Source organism: Actinoplanes sp. NPDC048988 (genome assembly GCF_043197815.1).
In the GTDB taxonomy this organism is placed as follows: Bacteria; Actinomycetota; Actinomycetes; order Mycobacteriales; family Micromonosporaceae; genus Actinoplanes.
In genome coordinates this window covers 65,551-79,504 of sequence record NZ_JBICTW010000018.1, presented here as the reverse complement: position 1 = coordinate 79,504, position 13,954 = coordinate 65,551, and the positions used below count along the sequence as shown (strand labels likewise).

Here is a 13,954-nt window from a genome sequence, read left to right as displayed (position 1 = left end):
TCAGGCGGTGGCGGCGGCCAGGAGGATTTCGGCCATGCCGCGGGCGACCTTGGGGGACATCGAGGGGCGGTCCATCTTGGCGCCGACCGACGCGCCGTCGTAGAGGACGACCATCTGGGCGGCGAACGCGGCCGGGTCCTTGACGCCGGCGTCGCGGGCCAGCTCGACGAACAGGCCGCGCATCCAGGCCCGGGTGGCGTCGGCGACCTCCAGGGCCGGGCCGCCCGGTGTGCCCTCGGCGTTCGCGTTGTAGAACGCGCAGCCGCGAAAGCCGGGGGTGCCGGCCAGCTCGTCGAGCACCTCGAAGACGCCGAGCACCCGGTCGCGCGGGTCCTCGTACCTCTCAAGCCCCTTGAGCATCCGGGTGCGGCGAATCTCGTGCCGGCCCTCCAGGTAGGCCCGGACCAGCTCGTCCTTGCTGCCGAAGGTGCTGTAGAGCGAGGCCTTGGCGACGCCGGCCCGCTCGATGATCCGGTCGATGCCGACCGTGTGGATGCCCTCGGCGTAGAACAGCTCGTCGGCGGCGGTAAGGAGTCGTTCCCGCGCGGATGGCTTACGCGCGGTGGGGAGTGATGCGGCGGACATGAGGTTGACGATACCAGACAGGTCTGTCTACTCTCGTGCCATCAGACAGACCTGTCTGTTCATAATCTGGTAAGGACCCGCGCATGACCGCCGTAGCCGAAGCCCCGCCCGCCATCACGCGCAGCCGCCACTTCTCGCGGCCGCTGGCCTTCGCGGCGATCGCCGCGATCTTCCTGACCTTCACCTCGGCGTCCGCCGCGCCGTCCCCGCTCTACGTGGTCTATCAGCACCTCTGGAATTTCTCCGCGACCACGCTCACGATCGTCTTCGCGATCTACGTGGTCGGTCTCGTCGGCGCCCTGCTGACCCTCGGCGCCCTCTCCGACCACCTCGGCCGCCGCCCGGTGCTGGCCGCCGCGATCGCGCTCGAGGTCGTCTCACTCATCCTGTTCCTCACCGCCGGCGACGTCGGCGTCCTGGCCGCGGCCCGCTTCCTGCAGGGCATCGCCACCGGCGCCGCCATGACGACGCTCGGCGCCGCCCTGGTCGACCTCAACCCGCCGCACGCGCCCGGCCGGGCCGGCCTGGTCAACGGCATCGTCCCCAGCGCGGGGCTCGCGCTGGGCGCACTCGGGGCCGGCGCTCTGGTGCAGTACGCGCCCGCGCCCACCCACTTCGTCTGGGCCCTCCTGCTCGGCGCCATGGTGATCGCCGGCCTGGTCGTGCTGCGCATCCCCGAGACCTCGGCCCGCCGCCCCGGCGCCGCCGCCTCGATGGCCCCCAAGCTGGGCATCCCGGCCCGGCTCCGCGCCGACGTGTTCGCCCTGGTGCCGATCATCGTGGCGAGCTGGGCCATCGGCGGCCTCTACCTGTCCCTCGGCCCGTCCGTGGCGGCCGGCGTGTTCCACCTCGGCAGCCACCTGATCGGCGGCCTGGTCGTCACCCTGCTGTGCGGCACCGGCGCCGTGACCTCGTACTTCATGCGCCGCCTGCCCACCCCGCGGGTCCTGGCCATCGCGGCCAGCCTGCTGACCGTGGGCGCGGTCGTGGCAGTGGTCGGCGTCGAAGCCGACCAGGTGATCGTGGCGGCCATCGGCACGGTGATCTCGGGCGTCGGGTTCGGCGCCTCGGCCCTCGCGTCCTTCGGCACCCTGGCCGTCCTGGCCGACCCGCACGAGCGGGGCAAACTGCTGTCGGTGGCGCTGGTCATCGCGTACATCGCCTTCAGCGTCCCGGCCGTGATCGCCGGCTTCGCGGCCACGTCGGCCGGCCTGCAGACCACGGCGGTCGTCTACGGCATCGTGGTGGCGGTCCTGGGGGCGCTCGCGCTGGCCGCCCAGCACTTGCGCAATCGGCGCGCCGTCACCGTCTGACGGGCGGATTCGGGGTCATCGCGGCGTCAACGCTCGGCTGGGTTTCCCGGCCGAGCGTTTCGCGTTACTCGGGCGCTTCTTTCGTGGTTCCCCGGCGTGGGCAGTGCCCCTGTGGGGCGCCCACACCTCAGCATATGGGGGCGAACCGGACACGAGAGGCAGGCATGAGAAATCTTCTGGCGGCGGCCACCACCATCGCCTTGGTGGCGACGGGGCTTGCGGCGAGCGGCGCTCGGGCCGACGAGCGCAGTGCGCGTTCCGGGTACTCCCGCAGTGCCCAGCCGATCAAGTGGACGGCCTGCTCCGATCCGACGCTGGCCGCGCGTAAGGCGGAGTGCGGCTTCCTCACCGTGCCGATGGATTATCAGAAGCCGGATGGCGCGACCGTTCAGCTCGCCGTCTCGCGGATCAAGCACACCGTGCCCTCCTCCAAGTACCAGGGTGTCGTGCTGGTCAACCCGGGCGGGCCGGGCGGCAAGGGGCGTGGCCTGTCGATTCTCGGGTCGCTGGTGCCGAAGAAGGCCGGTGACGCGTACGACTGGATCGGTTTCGACCCGCGCGGGGTCGGCGAGAGCAAGCCGGCGCTGAGCTGCGACAGTGACTACGCGGGGTACGACCGGCCGCCGTACGTGCCGACTTCCGCCCAGATCGAGCGGCAGTGGCTCCAGCGGGCCGAGCGTTACGCCAAGGACTGTGCCAAGGCCGGCGGCCGGCTCCTCGATCACCTGAAGACGCTCGACACCGTGCGGGACATGGACAGCCTGCGGCAGGCGCTGGGCGAACGGCAGATCAACTACTACGGCTTCTCGTACGGCACGTACCTGGGCCAGGTCTATGCCACCCGCTACCCGGAGCGGGTGCGGCGGATGGTGCTCGACGGCAATGTGAACCCGGCCCGGGTCTGGTACGACTCGAACCTGGATCAGGACCTCGCGTTCGACAAGAACATCAAGGTCTACTTCGCCTGGGTGGCCAAGAACGACAAGGTCTACAAGCTCGGCACGACCGCCCGTGAGGTGCAGCGGCGCTTCGACGTCGAGCAGCGCAAGCTCACCGCGAAGCCGGCCGGCGGGGTGATCGGCCCGTCCGAGCTGACCGACGTCTTCCTGCAGGCCGGCTACTACGTGTTCGGCTGGGCCGAGATCGCCCGCTCGTTCAGCGCCTGGGTGCACAAGCGGGACGCCACCGGCCTGCGCAAGCTGTACGACGACAACAACCCGCAGACCGCCGGCGGCGACAACGGGTACGCGATCTACCTGGCCACCCAGTGCACCGATGTGGCCTGGCCGCAGAGCTGGGCCAAGTGGACCTCGGACAACTGGGAGGTGCACCGCAAGGCGCCGTTCGAGACGTGGGGCAACGCCTGGTACAACGCGCCGTGCCGGTCGTGGGCGGCCGAGCCGGGCGTCCCGATCACCGTCTCGGGGGAGAGCGCTCCGCCGATTCTGCTGGTCAGCGAGACGATGGACGCTGCCACGCCGTTCAGCGGCAGCCTCGAGGTGCGTAAGCGGTTCCCGCGCTCGGTGCTGATCGAGGGGGTCGGCGGCACCACCCACTCGGGTTCGCTGTTCGGCAACAAGTGCGTCGACGAGACCATCGCCGACTATCTGGCCACGGGCGCGCTTCCCCAGCGTGTACGGGGTGAGCGGTCGGACAAGCGCTGCAAGCCGATCCAGCCGCCGGCGCCGAGCGCGCTCGGACCCGCGGCGAAGCGCGCTCCCGCGTACGCCGAAAGACTCGAGCTGACCCGCGAACGATGAGATGCGCCACGGCCCCGGCGGAATCGCCGGGGCCGTGGCCTATGCTCGTGTTCGCGAAGGGGAGTAGCTCCCAATGTCGCGGTCGACATACTGATCTTTGTTCAAAAGGTCCGGCCGCGCGGCCTCCATGAGGCGAGCGAGACCTTCGGCCATGGCTGTTTTGACGACGGCCGGGTCGAGGTCGCCCTGAGCAGCTTCGCCCCGGTCATCAGATACCGGGAGCATTTTCAGTGGATGGTTTCCTCGCCGCGACGGCGCTGAGTTTCGCTGTCATCTTCGTGGCCGAGTTGGGCGACAAGTCGCAGCTCATGGCCTTGACCTTCGCGACGCGCTTCAAGCCCGTGCCGGTGCTGATCGGCATCACCGTGGCCACCGCCGTGGTGCACGCCGTGTCGGTCGGCATCGGCTACGGGCTCGGTGCCACGCTGCCGACCGGCTGGATCTCGCTGGTCGCCGGCATCGCCTTCCTCGCCTTCGGCGCCTGGACGCTGCGCGGGGACAAGCTGACCGACGAGGAGAAGACCAAGGCCGAGCGCACCACCAAGTCGGCCATCATCGCCGTCGGCGGCGCGTTCTTCCTGGCCGAACTGGGCGACAAGACCATGCTGGCCACGATCACGCTGGCCACCCAGCACGGCTGGTTCGGCACCTGGCTGGGCTCGACGGTCGGTATGGTCGCGGCCGACGCGCTGGCCATCCTGGTGGGCCGGATGCTCGGTCGTCATCTGCCCGAGAAGGCCATCAAGTGGGGCGCGGCCGTCCTGTTCGCTATCTTCGGCATCTGGTTGATCGTGGAAGCGATCATCGAGCTGCGATAGGGGATCACCGTGCTCCAGTACCGGGCGGAAGTGACCGCCGCCGTGACCCTCACCACCGGCGGCGGCCTGCGGGCCGAGGGGCTGCGGGTGGATGTGCCGCACGCCGACGTGACCACGGCCGAGATAGAGGCGCTGCTGGTCCGCTCGCTCGGGCTGCGTGACGTGGAGCGGGTCGAGCTGACCGGGGTACGTGTGTTCGGCGAGCCGGCCTCGGTGGCGGGCGAGCCGGGCCGGGGCCGGACCCGGTTCGTCGAGCTGAGCCACGTCATCGAGGCCGGGATGACGACCTATCCGGGCCTGCCCGGCCCGGCCGTCTCGGCCCACCTGACCTGGGCCGACTCGCGTTCGCGGTACGCCGAGGGCACCGAGTTCAGCATGGAGCGGATCGAGATGGTCGGCCAGACCGGCACGTACCTCGACTCGCCCCGGCACCGCTACGAGGGTGGGACCGACCTGGCCGGTCTGCCCCTGGAACGCCTGGCCGACCTGCCCGCGGTCGTGGTCCGCACGGCCGGCAGCGGCCGGCGGGCGGTCACCGTGGACGACTTGGAGCCGCTGACGGTGGCCGGGCACGCGGTGCTGCTGCACACCGGTGGGGACAAGGGCTGGGGCACTCCGGAGTACGCGGCCGGCGCGCCCTACCTGACCGGTGAGGCGGCCGCGCTGCTGGTCGAGCGGGGGGCCGCGCTGGTCGGCATCGACGCGGTGAACATCGACGACATCGGCGACGCGGCGGCCGGGGAGCGGCCGGCGCACACCGTGCTGCTGGCCGCGAACATCCCGATCGTCGAGCACCTGACCGGCTTGGAGAACCTTCCGCCGCACGGCGCCCGGTTCACGGCGGCGCCGCCCCGGATCACCGCGGTCGGCACGTTCCCGGTCCGGGCGTACGCGCAGGTGCCTTTCTTCGAGGCGCACGACCACAACCGTTCGGCGGGCTGGCAGCCGTCATGAGCGACATAGCCCGGGCCGCCGCGCAGTTCCAGCGGGGCGACGCGGCCGGGGCGGCGGCGCTGCTCGGGCCGGTGCTCGCGGCCGAGCCGGACAACGTGCGCGCGCTCGTGCTGATGACGCACGCGCAGCTCGCGCTCAAGAATCCGCAGCTCGCCCACGAGGTGGCCCACCGGGCGGTGGAGACCGCGCCGGAGTCGGCCGAGGCGCTCAGCGCGCTGAGCCGGTCGCTGACCGCGCTGGAGCGGCACGACGAGGCGGTCGCGGTGGCGCGGGCGGCGGCCCGGATCGAGCCGGAGAACGCCTACCGGCACAACCGGGTGGCGTGGGCGCTGCTCGGCGGCGGCACACAGGTGGTCGAGGCCGAGCACGCCGCCCGGCGGGCGGTGGAGCTCGACCCGGAGGAAGCCGACTTCCGGATCACCTACGCCATGGTGATGAAGCAGCTCAACTACACCGACCGGGCCCGGCGGGCGCTGCGCGATGCGCTGTCCCTGGAGCCGGACAACGCGGTCGCCCAGCACGAGCTGGCCACCCTCGACGTGGTGCACCGCAACCCGTTCGCGCTGGGCCGGCTGGCCCGGGGCGCGAGCGGCCTGGCCGGCGCGCTGCGGGCCGACCCCGGTCAGCAGGCCAGCAAGTTCATGCTCGACGTGGCCCTTCAGCGGTTCCTGGTCTACACGGCGATCGTGCTGGCCCTGCTCGCGTACGTCGGGTGGCGGGTCCTTGATTTCTCGGTGTTCGGGGCGCGGTTGCTCGCGGCCGCGGCGGCGCTCGCTCCGGTCGGCGTCGCGGCGTATTTCGTCCTGCGCCTGGATCGCGGGCTCCGGGCGTACCTGATCACGGTCTTGACCTATGGCCGTCAGCGGGTGGCGGCGGTGCTGGCCGGCGTGAGCCTGGTTCTGCTGCTGACCGCGACTGTCGCCCCACGCTCCTGGATGGGGTGGCTGCTGGGGCTGGCCGCGGCGGGCGGTTTCGCGGCCCGGCTGCTGACCGTCTCGGCGTCGAACGCGCACGTGCGGTCGGCCGGCATCGCGGTGCCGCGCGGGCTCAGCACGCCGGCGCTGTGGATCATCATGACCGGCTGCGCGGTGATCGGCACGCTCTGCCTGCTCGGCGCGGACGACCTGACCCTGCTCGGGATCGGCATGGGACTGTACGCGTGTACGGCGGCCGCCCTGGCCACAATCATCAGACGGAAGCGAAAAGTCTCATCGGTGAGCTGAATCTGCCGAATATCACCGTGTGACCCCCGACCTCCAGCGTGCGCTACCGACCGTCGGAGTGGCGCGTGCGGCCATGCTCTTCGAGCAGCTCGACCTCGAGCAGGCGGTGAGCGTCCTCACGCCCGTGCTGACCGACGACCCGTCCGCGATCGAGGCCTGGATCCTGATGGCACGCCTGCGGCTGGCCATGGACGACGCGGCCGCCGCCCTGGACGCGGCCGACCACGGGATCAGCCTGAATCCCGGCGAGCCGCGGCCACTGGCGCTGGCCAGCCGCGCGCTCACCATGCTCGGACGGCACGAGGAAGCGGTCACCATGGCCTACCGGGCGGTCATCGCCGACCCGCGCAACGCGCTCTGGCACGACCGGGTCGCCTGGGCGCTGCTCTCGGCCGAACGGCACACCGCCGACGCCGAGCAGGCCGCCCGCACGGCGATCGGGCTCGACCCGAACGAGGCGCACTACTACTACACGCACGGCGTCGCGCTGGAGCGCATGGGCCACGTCGACCAGGCCCGCCAGGCGTTGCTGATCTCGCTGCGGATGGAGCCGGAGAACCCGGTCGTCCAGCATCGCCTCGCGGTGCTCAACGGCGAGGCCGAGCGGGAGACCACGGTCAAGAAGAAGGGCTGGCGGCTCTTCAAGAAGGGCTGATCAGCGCGTGTAGGCGATCAGATCGAGGTCGCGGACCGACGCCGGCTCGGTGGCCTGGACCTTCAGCGTGTTGTCCGGGCCGAACAGCGACAGTCTGGTGACGTCGTCGTCGCGGGAGCGCACCAGCAGGTTGCCGTCGGCGTCGAAGACCGCGCCGACGATGGTGCCCGGAACCGGCAGCTGCACCAGATCGCCGGTGGCCGTGTCGACCACGGCGTCGGCGGCGTCCGTGCCGGCCGCGTCCTCGCCGGTGCTCTGCAACGGGACGGTCACCCGCTCGCCGGTGGCGTCCACACTGGTCGGCTTGCAGGCGGCCAGGCCGTCCGGGTTGTCGGCGGTCTGCGTGTCGCCGAGGACCGGCACCGAGGTGCCCGACTCATCGTGGGCGCCGGCGATGCCCAGGCCGCAGTGCGAGGTGGCGTACACCAGCTTGCTGCCATCTCCCGACCAGCGGAAATGCTGCCCCTCGGTGAGGGCCGCGGGCAGCGGGGTGATCTCACCGGAGGCGAGGTCGAGCACGGCCGGCGACTCGACTGTCACCACCAGACGGTCGCCGGTCGGCGACCACGCCGGCGCCTGGTCGGGCGAGGTCACGCCGGTGGCGACCTGTTTCGGCGTGCCGTCGGGCGAGGCCGGGCCGACCATCAGGGCGCCGTTCTCCTCGTACGCGACCCGGGCGCCGTCCGGTGAGATGCCGACCGCCGAGGTGGTGTCCCGCAGCACGGTCTGGGTCTCGCCGTCGGCCGGTGACAGTTTCACCAGCGTGCCGCCCTCGCGGTAGAACGCGTGGCCGGGCAGGTCGGTGATGGTGCGCGAGAGCGGCGTGGCCGTGGTCGCCCTGGTCTTCGGCCGGCCGCCCCGATGCGGCGGGCGGACCTCGTCGGCCACGGGCGAGGTCGCCATCGTCGGCGCCGGGCGGGGCGCTTCCCTGGTCACCGGCCGGGAGGGGCTGACGGTGGCCGGGGGCGGCGACGAGGCGACGGCGGCCGCCGACGGCACCTCTTCGTCCGAGCCGTGCGGCAGACCCCAGAGGCCACTGCCCAGCGCGGCCAGCACCACGACCGCGGCGGTGGTGCCGACCGCGGCCTCCCGGCGGCCGATCCGGCGCGACCGCCGCACCGCACGGTCGTACAGGTCGGTGGGCTCGGCGATGTCGGCCAGGTCGTGCAGCGAGGCGCGGAGCCGATCGTGGTCGCTCATCGGCCCGGCTCCGGGAGCATCCGGGTGTCCGGCATCAGCGCGCGCAGCCGGTCGAGGGCCCGCGCGGTCTGTGTCTTGACCGTGCTGACCGAGACGCCGAGCAGCTGGGCCGCCTCGACCTCGGTGTGGTCCTCGAAGAAGCGCAGCACGATCACGGCCCGCTGCTTGGCGGTGAGCGTGAGCAGGGCCCGGCGCAGCATCAGCCGCTCGACCGCGGCGTCGGCCGGGTCGTCGGCGCCACGGCGCTGATCGGGTTCGAAGTCGGACGGGAAGACCTCGGCCACCTTCGGCCGCCGCCAGATGGACACCTGAGCGTGGTACATGACCTTGCGGCAGTACGCCTCGGCGTGCTCTGGGCGCTCCAGACGGGCCCAGGCGCGATGGGTGCGAGCTAGCGCTTCCTGCACCAGATCCTCGGCTAAGTGTTGATCCCCGGTCAAAAGGTACGCCGAACGCAGAAGCGCGTGTGAGCGAGCGCGGACGAAACGCGCGTAGTCGGCCTCACGGGCGTCCATCCAAGGGTGTCCGTTCGAGGAGACGAGGGAGACGTGAGCGTACCGAGGCGGCTCAACCACCGCGTGCCCGGTCGTCACGTCTTTCCCCTCTTCCCCCCGCACCGCTCGATGCCTCCCCGTGTGGGCACCGTTCGGCGCATATGAGGACGCGATTCCGGCGGTGCGCGGACGACACCCGTTCGGCCGAATTCGCGGTCCACCGAACGGCCGATCGTTGTCATGCCGCTCACATCCCTGATCAGGCGCGTTTTCGGTAGCGTCGAACGGGCACCGGTCTGTACGCGGGCGCGCGGCGCCCATGACGGAAGGACCCCCGCATGGCACGCCCTCGCATAGTGATCGTCGGGGCCGGGTTCGCCGGCTTCACCGCGGCCCGCACGCTGAGCAAGCTCGCCCGCGGCGGCGCCGAGATCATCGTCATCAACCCGACCGACTACTTCCTCTACCTGCCGCTGCTTCCCGAGGTGGCGGCCGGCATCCTCGAACCGCGCCGGGTGACCGTCTCGCTCGCGGCCGCGCTGCCCGACGTCAAAGTGGTCCTGGGCGAGGTCGAAGGCTTCGATCTGGACGGCCGTACGGTGACCTACCGCGACCCGGACGGCGGCACCGGCACGATCGGCTACCACCGCCTGGTCATCGCGGCCGGCAGCGTCAACAAGCTGCTCCCGGTGCCGGGCGTGAGCGAGTACGCGCACGGCTTCCGCGGCGTCTCCGAGGCGCTATATCTGCGCGACCACATCATCCGCCAGATCGAGATGGCCGCCGGCGCCGCCGACCCGGCCGAACGCGACGCCCGCTGCACGTTCGTCGTGGTCGGCGCCGGCTACACCGGAACCGAGGTGGCGGCGCAGGGCGTGCTCTACACCGACGCGCTGGTCAAGAAGAGGCCCGAGCTTCAGGGCCGGGTGCGCTGGCTGCTGCTCGACACCGCCGACCGGGTGCTGCCCTCATTGGACGGCCGCCTGGCCGACGCGTCCGACGCCGTGTTGCGGTCCCGGGGCGTCGAGCTTCTTCTGCGTACGAGCGTGAAGCAGGCCACACAGGACGGTGTGCACCTCTCGACCGGTGAGTTCGTGCCCACCAAGTCGCTGATCTGGTGCGTCGGCGTGCGCCCCGACCCGCTGGTGGCCGAGATGGGGCTGGAGATCGAACACGGCCGGCTCGTGGTCGACGAATTCCTCACGATTCCCGGGCATCCCGACGTGTACGCCATCGGCGACGCGGCCGCGGTGCCCGACCTGACCCGCCCCGGCGAGATCACCGGCATGACGGCGCAGCACGCGACCCGGCAGGGCGCGGCCGCGGCCAAGAACATCGCGGCCTCGTACGGCACCGGCCGCCGCCGCCCGTACCGCCACCACGACCTGGGTTTCGTGGTCGACCTGGGCGGCCTCGACGCCGCGGCCAACCCGATCGGCCTGCCCCTGTCCGGCCTGCCGGCCAAGGTGGTGACCCGCGGCTACCACCTGCTCTCGATGCCCGGCAACCGCGTCCGGGTCGCGGCCGACTGGCTGCTCGACGCCGCCCTGCCCCGCCAGGGCGTCCAGCTCGGCCTGGTCCGCGGCGCCGCGGTCCCGCTCGACAGCTCGTCGGCCTAGCAAGAGCCGCCGCCTACCCTGCATTGATGATCCGAGATGCGTTCCTCGAGTCGGCCGACGTCGCCGCGACGCTGCTGCGGGCGCCCGAGGTGTCCGAGCAGTGGTCCGGGCCGAGCGCGCTGACCGGCTACTCCTGCGGTGGCGTCGCCCGCCACCTGGCCAACCAGATCACGTACACCGTGACCTATCTGGCGGCGCCGCCGGGCGACGCCGCCATTCCGGTGCTTGACCACTTCACCGGAAACGACTGGCTGACATCGGGCCCGGACAGCGCCGACAACGTCGACATCAGGAACCGCAGCGAGCAGGCGGCCGCGGCGACGACGGCCGGCGAGCTCGCCGACCACGTCGACGCGGCGATCACCGAGCTGCGGACGGCGGTGCCGGCGCAACCGGCCGGGCGCGTCATCGACCTCGGGGAGTGGGGCCTGACGGTCGACGACTTCCTGCTGACGCGGGTGATGGAACTGGTCGTGCACGCCGACGACCTGGCGGTGAGTCTGGGCCTACCCACGCCGCCGATGCCGGCCGCGGCCACCGAGGCGACGATCGAGCTGCTCGGGCGCATCGCCGCGTGGCGGCACGGGCCGTTGAACGTGATCCGGGCCCTGTCCCGGCGCGAGCGGGCGCCGGGGTCGATCTCCGCGCTCTGAGGACGCCCGCTCGCGCCGGAAGTCAGGTGCCAGTCACCGCACCAGTTCCGGTTCCGGTTCCCGCGCCAGTTCCGCTTCCCGTGCCTGCGCCGGTTCCGCTTCCCGTGCCTGCGTCGCTTGGGGTCTGGCCCTGTTGCATCTGGCCGCCGCCGGGGAGACCGCCCGGCATGCCGCCGGGCGCCTGGCCGCCCTGCTGCTGGGTGCCGCTCTGTTGAGCGCCCTGCTGCTGGGTGCCGCCCTGTTGAGCGCCCTGCTGCTGGGTGCCGCCCTGGGTGTCCTGCTGTGTCGTGCCCGTCGCGGCCAGGTTGGTGTCGGTGATCGAGGTGGCCGTGGCCTTCGAGCCGGCGCTGGTGGCGATGACGCGCACGGTGTGGCCGGTGGCGACCGAGGCGATCTGGTCGGCGCCGTTGTCGACGGTCGTGGCGCTGGTGATCACGTAGGTCTGGCTGAAGCCGTCGGTGCTCTTGACGGTGAGCGAACTGCTGCTGACGGCCGAGACGGTGCCGGTCTGGGTGACCTGCGTGGTGTAGCCGCCGTTGCCGTCGGAGATCACGTACTCGCCGTGCAGGGCGGCCGAGGCGCCGCCCATCGTGCCTCCGCCACCACTCAAGCCGCCACCATTCAAGCCGCCGCCGGGGAACTGGCCGCCGCCCGGGCCGCCCTGGGCCGAGGCCGAGCTGTCGCCGCCGGTCGCGGCCATCACGCCGGCCGTGATGCCGGCGCTGGCCGCGGCCACCGCGACCAGCGCGCCGGCCGCGGCGAGCTTGGCGTTTTTGCGGCCACCCCCGGGGCGATCGCCACCACCCTGGTCCTCCGGCGGCGTCCAGAGGGGCGGGGCGTAGTCGGAGGGGCCGGTTGTGGGGTAGGACGCTGTGGGGGCGGCGAAGGGCGTGTGATCATCGGAGTTGGTGATCGGCGAACGGGTCGAATGGTCGTGAACGGTCATCGTCTCGGGTCTCCCTCGGTTCGCTCGTGCGCTGCCGAGGACACTGACCGGCGTGACTATGTACTGCCTGTGGAGGTTTTAGGTGCCCGGTATCAACCCGGACGACGTTCGGGCGGTTCTCTTCGACATGGACGGCACCCTCGTCGCCTCGGACGGGGCGGTCGAGCGTTCCTGGCTGGCCTGGGCCGCCGAGTACGGCGTCGACGGCCACGAGGCGTACGAAATGGCTCATGGCGCGCCCAGCGAAAGCACCGTCCGTAAGCTTCTTCCGCACCTTCAGGAGGCGGCGATCCTGATCGCCTCGGCCCGTCAGCTCGAGTTGCAGTACGACGACCTCAGCGACGTCACCGCCACGCCGGGCGCGTTCGAGGTCCTGGCCGTGCTCGCCGAGCGGAACCTGCCGTGGGCCGTCGTGACCAGCGCCGACACGCGTCTGGCCAAGGCCCGGCTGGGCGCCGCCGGCATCGTCGCCCCGGTTCTGGTGACCACCGACGACATCGCCGCCGGCAAGCCCGACCCGGAGGGCTACCTGCGCGCCGCCGCGCTGCTCGGCGTCGACCCTTCCGCGTGCGTCGTCGTCGAGGACGCCGAGGTCGGGTTGCAGGCGGCCCGGGCCGCCGGCGCGCACACGGCGGCCCTGCGGGGGCTCGACGGCGACGTACGGCTGGACAGCCTCGCCGATCTGGCCGCGCTACTCAGCGGCAGGTAGGTCGTCCAGGAAGTCGGCGGTCGGCACGTAGAACAGCGAACCGGTCATCGCCGTCGAGAAGTCGAGGATCCGGTCGTACGTGCCGTAGGGCTCACCGAGGAACATCCGGCGCAGCATCAGCTCGGGAACGTCCGGAGTGGACGCGTACGCGATGTAGTACGTGCCGAACTCGCCCTCCTTGATCGAGCCGAACGGCATGTTGTCGCGCAGGATCTTCAGCTCGTTGCCGTCCGGGTCGTCTACGGTGTTGAGGGCGACGTGCGAGTTCGGGGCCTTGTCCTCGATCTCGACGTTGTCGAGCTTCGTACGGCCGATCGCCGCCTCCTGCTCCTCGACCTTCAGCGCGTTCCAGGCGGTCATGTCGTGTACGTACTTCTGCACCATGACGTAGCTGCCGCCGGCGAACTGCGGGTCCTCGTCGCCGACCAGGACGGCCCGCGAGGCGGTGGCGCCGGTCGGGTTCTCGGTGCCGTCGACGAAGCCGAGCAGGTCGCGCTCGTCGAAGTACTTGAAGCCGTGCGTCTCGTCGACCACGTCGGCCACGCCGGCCAGCCGCTGGGCGATCTTGGCGGCCATCTCGAAGCACACGTCCATCTGCCCGGCCCGCAGGTGGAACAGCAGGTCGCCGGGGGTGGAGGGAGCGACGTGCCGTGGGCCCTTCCACGACCGGAACTTGTGCAGTTCGGCCGGGCGGGGGCCGTTCGGGAAGAGCCGGTCCCACAGCTCGGAGCCGATGCCGGTGACGCAGGAGAGCTTGGCCGACGGGAGCCGGAAGCCGACCGTGCGCTGGAGCGCGCTGACGTCGGAGAGGAGGTCGCGGACGGCCTGCTCGCCGCCCGGCCGCACGGTCATCACCAGGAAGATCGCCGCGTCGGTGAGCGGCGCGAGCACGGCCTGCGATTCGACCGTGGGAGCGACGGAACGGGGCGCTGTCATGGTCAGCAGCCTACGGACCGTAGGCCGATAATGACCCCATGAGTGATCGGCGTGACGTGTGATGCGGCCCTTCGCGTTTTCGGGGCGGA

14 protein-coding genes are annotated in these 13,954 nt (G+C 71.5%); 9 read left to right on the top strand and 5 right to left on the bottom strand.

The window, feature by feature from the left end; all coding sequences use genetic code 11:
- Window positions 1–585: a TetR/AcrR family transcriptional regulator gene (locus tag ACGFJ7_RS38305; RefSeq protein WP_360246287.1), complete on the bottom strand. Its 585-nt coding sequence runs from the start codon at window positions 583–585 to the stop codon at window positions 1–3.
- An 83-nt stretch (window positions 586–668) separates the two neighbouring features.
- Here ACGFJ7_RS38305 and ACGFJ7_RS38300 point away from each other — a divergent pair, with 83 nt between their 5' ends.
- From ACGFJ7_RS38300 to ACGFJ7_RS38275, 6 genes are all read left to right on the top strand, one after another.
- Window positions 669–1,898 (top strand): MFS transporter, encoded by a 1,230-nt coding sequence (locus ACGFJ7_RS38300; RefSeq protein WP_360246285.1) that lies wholly within the window; start codon window positions 669–671, stop codon window positions 1,896–1,898.
- A 164-nt stretch (window positions 1,899–2,062) separates the two neighbouring features.
- On the top strand, window positions 2,063–3,658 hold the full coding sequence (locus tag ACGFJ7_RS38295; protein ID WP_360246282.1) for an alpha/beta hydrolase: 1,596 nt from the start codon (window positions 2,063–2,065) through the stop codon (window positions 3,656–3,658).
- A 230-nt stretch (window positions 3,659–3,888) separates the two neighbouring features.
- Window positions 3,889–4,476, top strand: coding sequence for a TMEM165/GDT1 family protein (locus ACGFJ7_RS38290; RefSeq protein ID WP_097329137.1), 588 nt, complete (start codon window positions 3,889–3,891; stop codon window positions 4,474–4,476).
- Window positions 4,477–4,485: 9 nt separating this feature from the next.
- Complete coding sequence (locus tag ACGFJ7_RS38285) at window positions 4,486–5,430, top strand: cyclase family protein (protein ID WP_360246280.1); 945 nt, start codon at window positions 4,486–4,488, stop codon at window positions 5,428–5,430.
- Complete coding sequence (locus ACGFJ7_RS38280) at window positions 5,427–6,653, top strand: tetratricopeptide repeat protein (RefSeq protein WP_360246278.1); 1,227 nt, start codon at window positions 5,427–5,429, stop codon at window positions 6,651–6,653. Before ACGFJ7_RS38285 ends, ACGFJ7_RS38280 begins: the two co-directional genes overlap by 4 nt.
- A gap of 19 nt (window positions 6,654–6,672) precedes the next feature.
- Window positions 6,673–7,308 carry a tetratricopeptide repeat protein gene (locus ACGFJ7_RS38275; RefSeq protein WP_360246276.1) on the top strand — a complete coding sequence of 212 codons (636 nt, stop codon included), beginning with the start codon at window positions 6,673–6,675 and terminating at the stop codon, window positions 7,306–7,308.
- Here ACGFJ7_RS38275 and ACGFJ7_RS38270 read toward each other — a convergent pair whose 3' ends face one another.
- The gene (locus tag ACGFJ7_RS38270) at window positions 7,309–8,508 is read right to left on the bottom strand and encodes a hypothetical protein (RefSeq protein WP_392646856.1); all 1,200 of its coding nucleotides are present in this window, start codon (window positions 8,506–8,508) and stop codon (window positions 7,309–7,311) included.
- Window positions 8,505–9,023, bottom strand: coding sequence for a SigE family RNA polymerase sigma factor (locus ACGFJ7_RS38265; protein ID WP_360246272.1), 519 nt, complete (start codon window positions 9,021–9,023; stop codon window positions 8,505–8,507). The genes ACGFJ7_RS38270 and ACGFJ7_RS38265 overlap by 4 nt, the downstream gene beginning before the upstream one ends.
- A 317-nt stretch (window positions 9,024–9,340) precedes the next feature.
- Between ACGFJ7_RS38265 and ACGFJ7_RS38260 the strand changes: the two genes are divergently transcribed.
- Window positions 9,341–10,621 carry an NAD(P)/FAD-dependent oxidoreductase gene (locus ACGFJ7_RS38260; RefSeq protein WP_360246270.1) on the top strand — a complete coding sequence of 427 codons (1,281 nt, stop codon included), beginning with the start codon at window positions 9,341–9,343 and terminating at the stop codon, window positions 10,619–10,621.
- 26 nt (window positions 10,622–10,647) lie between these two features.
- The gene (locus tag ACGFJ7_RS38255) at window positions 10,648–11,274 is read left to right on the top strand and encodes a maleylpyruvate isomerase N-terminal domain-containing protein (RefSeq protein WP_392646855.1); all 627 of its coding nucleotides are present in this window, start codon (window positions 10,648–10,650) and stop codon (window positions 11,272–11,274) included.
- Window positions 11,275–11,296: 22 nt separating this feature from the next.
- On the opposite strand, the gene ACGFJ7_RS38250 is transcribed toward ACGFJ7_RS38255, so the two are convergent.
- Window positions 11,297–12,220: a hypothetical protein gene (locus tag ACGFJ7_RS38250; protein ID WP_392646854.1), complete on the bottom strand. Its 924-nt coding sequence runs from the start codon at window positions 12,218–12,220 to the stop codon at window positions 11,297–11,299.
- An 82-nt stretch (window positions 12,221–12,302) separates the two neighbouring features.
- Here ACGFJ7_RS38250 and ACGFJ7_RS38245 point away from each other — a divergent pair, with 82 nt between their 5' ends.
- Window positions 12,303–12,929 (top strand): HAD-IA family hydrolase, encoded by a 627-nt coding sequence (locus ACGFJ7_RS38245; protein ID WP_360246264.1) that lies wholly within the window; start codon window positions 12,303–12,305, stop codon window positions 12,927–12,929.
- On the opposite strand, the gene ACGFJ7_RS38240 is transcribed toward ACGFJ7_RS38245, so the two are convergent.
- Window positions 12,912–13,865: a Dyp-type peroxidase gene (locus ACGFJ7_RS38240; protein ID WP_360246262.1), complete on the bottom strand. Its 954-nt coding sequence runs from the start codon at window positions 13,863–13,865 to the stop codon at window positions 12,912–12,914. The two genes, ACGFJ7_RS38245 and ACGFJ7_RS38240, sit on opposite strands and share 18 nt — an antisense overlap.
- Between the last annotated feature and the right edge of the window lie 89 nt (window positions 13,866–13,954).

Bases quoted from the DNA above. Each gene is read 5' to 3' on its own strand.
- ACGFJ7_RS38305 (WP_360246287.1), bottom strand. From the start codon at position 585: ATGTCCGCCGCATCACTCCCCACCGCGCGTAAGCCATCCGCGCGGGAA.
- ACGFJ7_RS38300 (WP_360246285.1), top strand. From the start codon at position 669: ATGACCGCCGTAGCCGAAGCCCCGCCCGCCATCACGCGCAGCCGCCAC.
- ACGFJ7_RS38295 (WP_360246282.1), top strand. From the start codon at position 2,063: ATGAGAAATCTTCTGGCGGCGGCCACCACCATCGCCTTGGTGGCGACG.
- ACGFJ7_RS38280 (WP_360246278.1), top strand. From the start codon at position 5,427: ATGAGCGACATAGCCCGGGCCGCCGCGCAGTTCCAGCGGGGCGACGCG.
- ACGFJ7_RS38270 (WP_392646856.1), bottom strand. From the start codon at position 8,508: ATGAGCGACCACGATCGGCTCCGCGCCTCGCTGCACGACCTGGCCGAC.
- ACGFJ7_RS38265 (WP_360246272.1), bottom strand. From the start codon at position 9,023: ATGGACGCCCGTGAGGCCGACTACGCGCGTTTCGTCCGCGCTCGCTCA.
- ACGFJ7_RS38260 (WP_360246270.1), top strand. From the start codon at position 9,341: ATGGCACGCCCTCGCATAGTGATCGTCGGGGCCGGGTTCGCCGGCTTC.
- ACGFJ7_RS38255 (WP_392646855.1), top strand. From the start codon at position 10,648: ATGATCCGAGATGCGTTCCTCGAGTCGGCCGACGTCGCCGCGACGCTG.
- ACGFJ7_RS38250 (WP_392646854.1), bottom strand. From the start codon at position 12,220: ATGACCGTTCACGACCATTCGACCCGTTCGCCGATCACCAACTCCGAT.
- ACGFJ7_RS38240 (WP_360246262.1), bottom strand. From the start codon at position 13,865: ATGACAGCGCCCCGTTCCGTCGCTCCCACGGTCGAATCGCAGGCCGTG.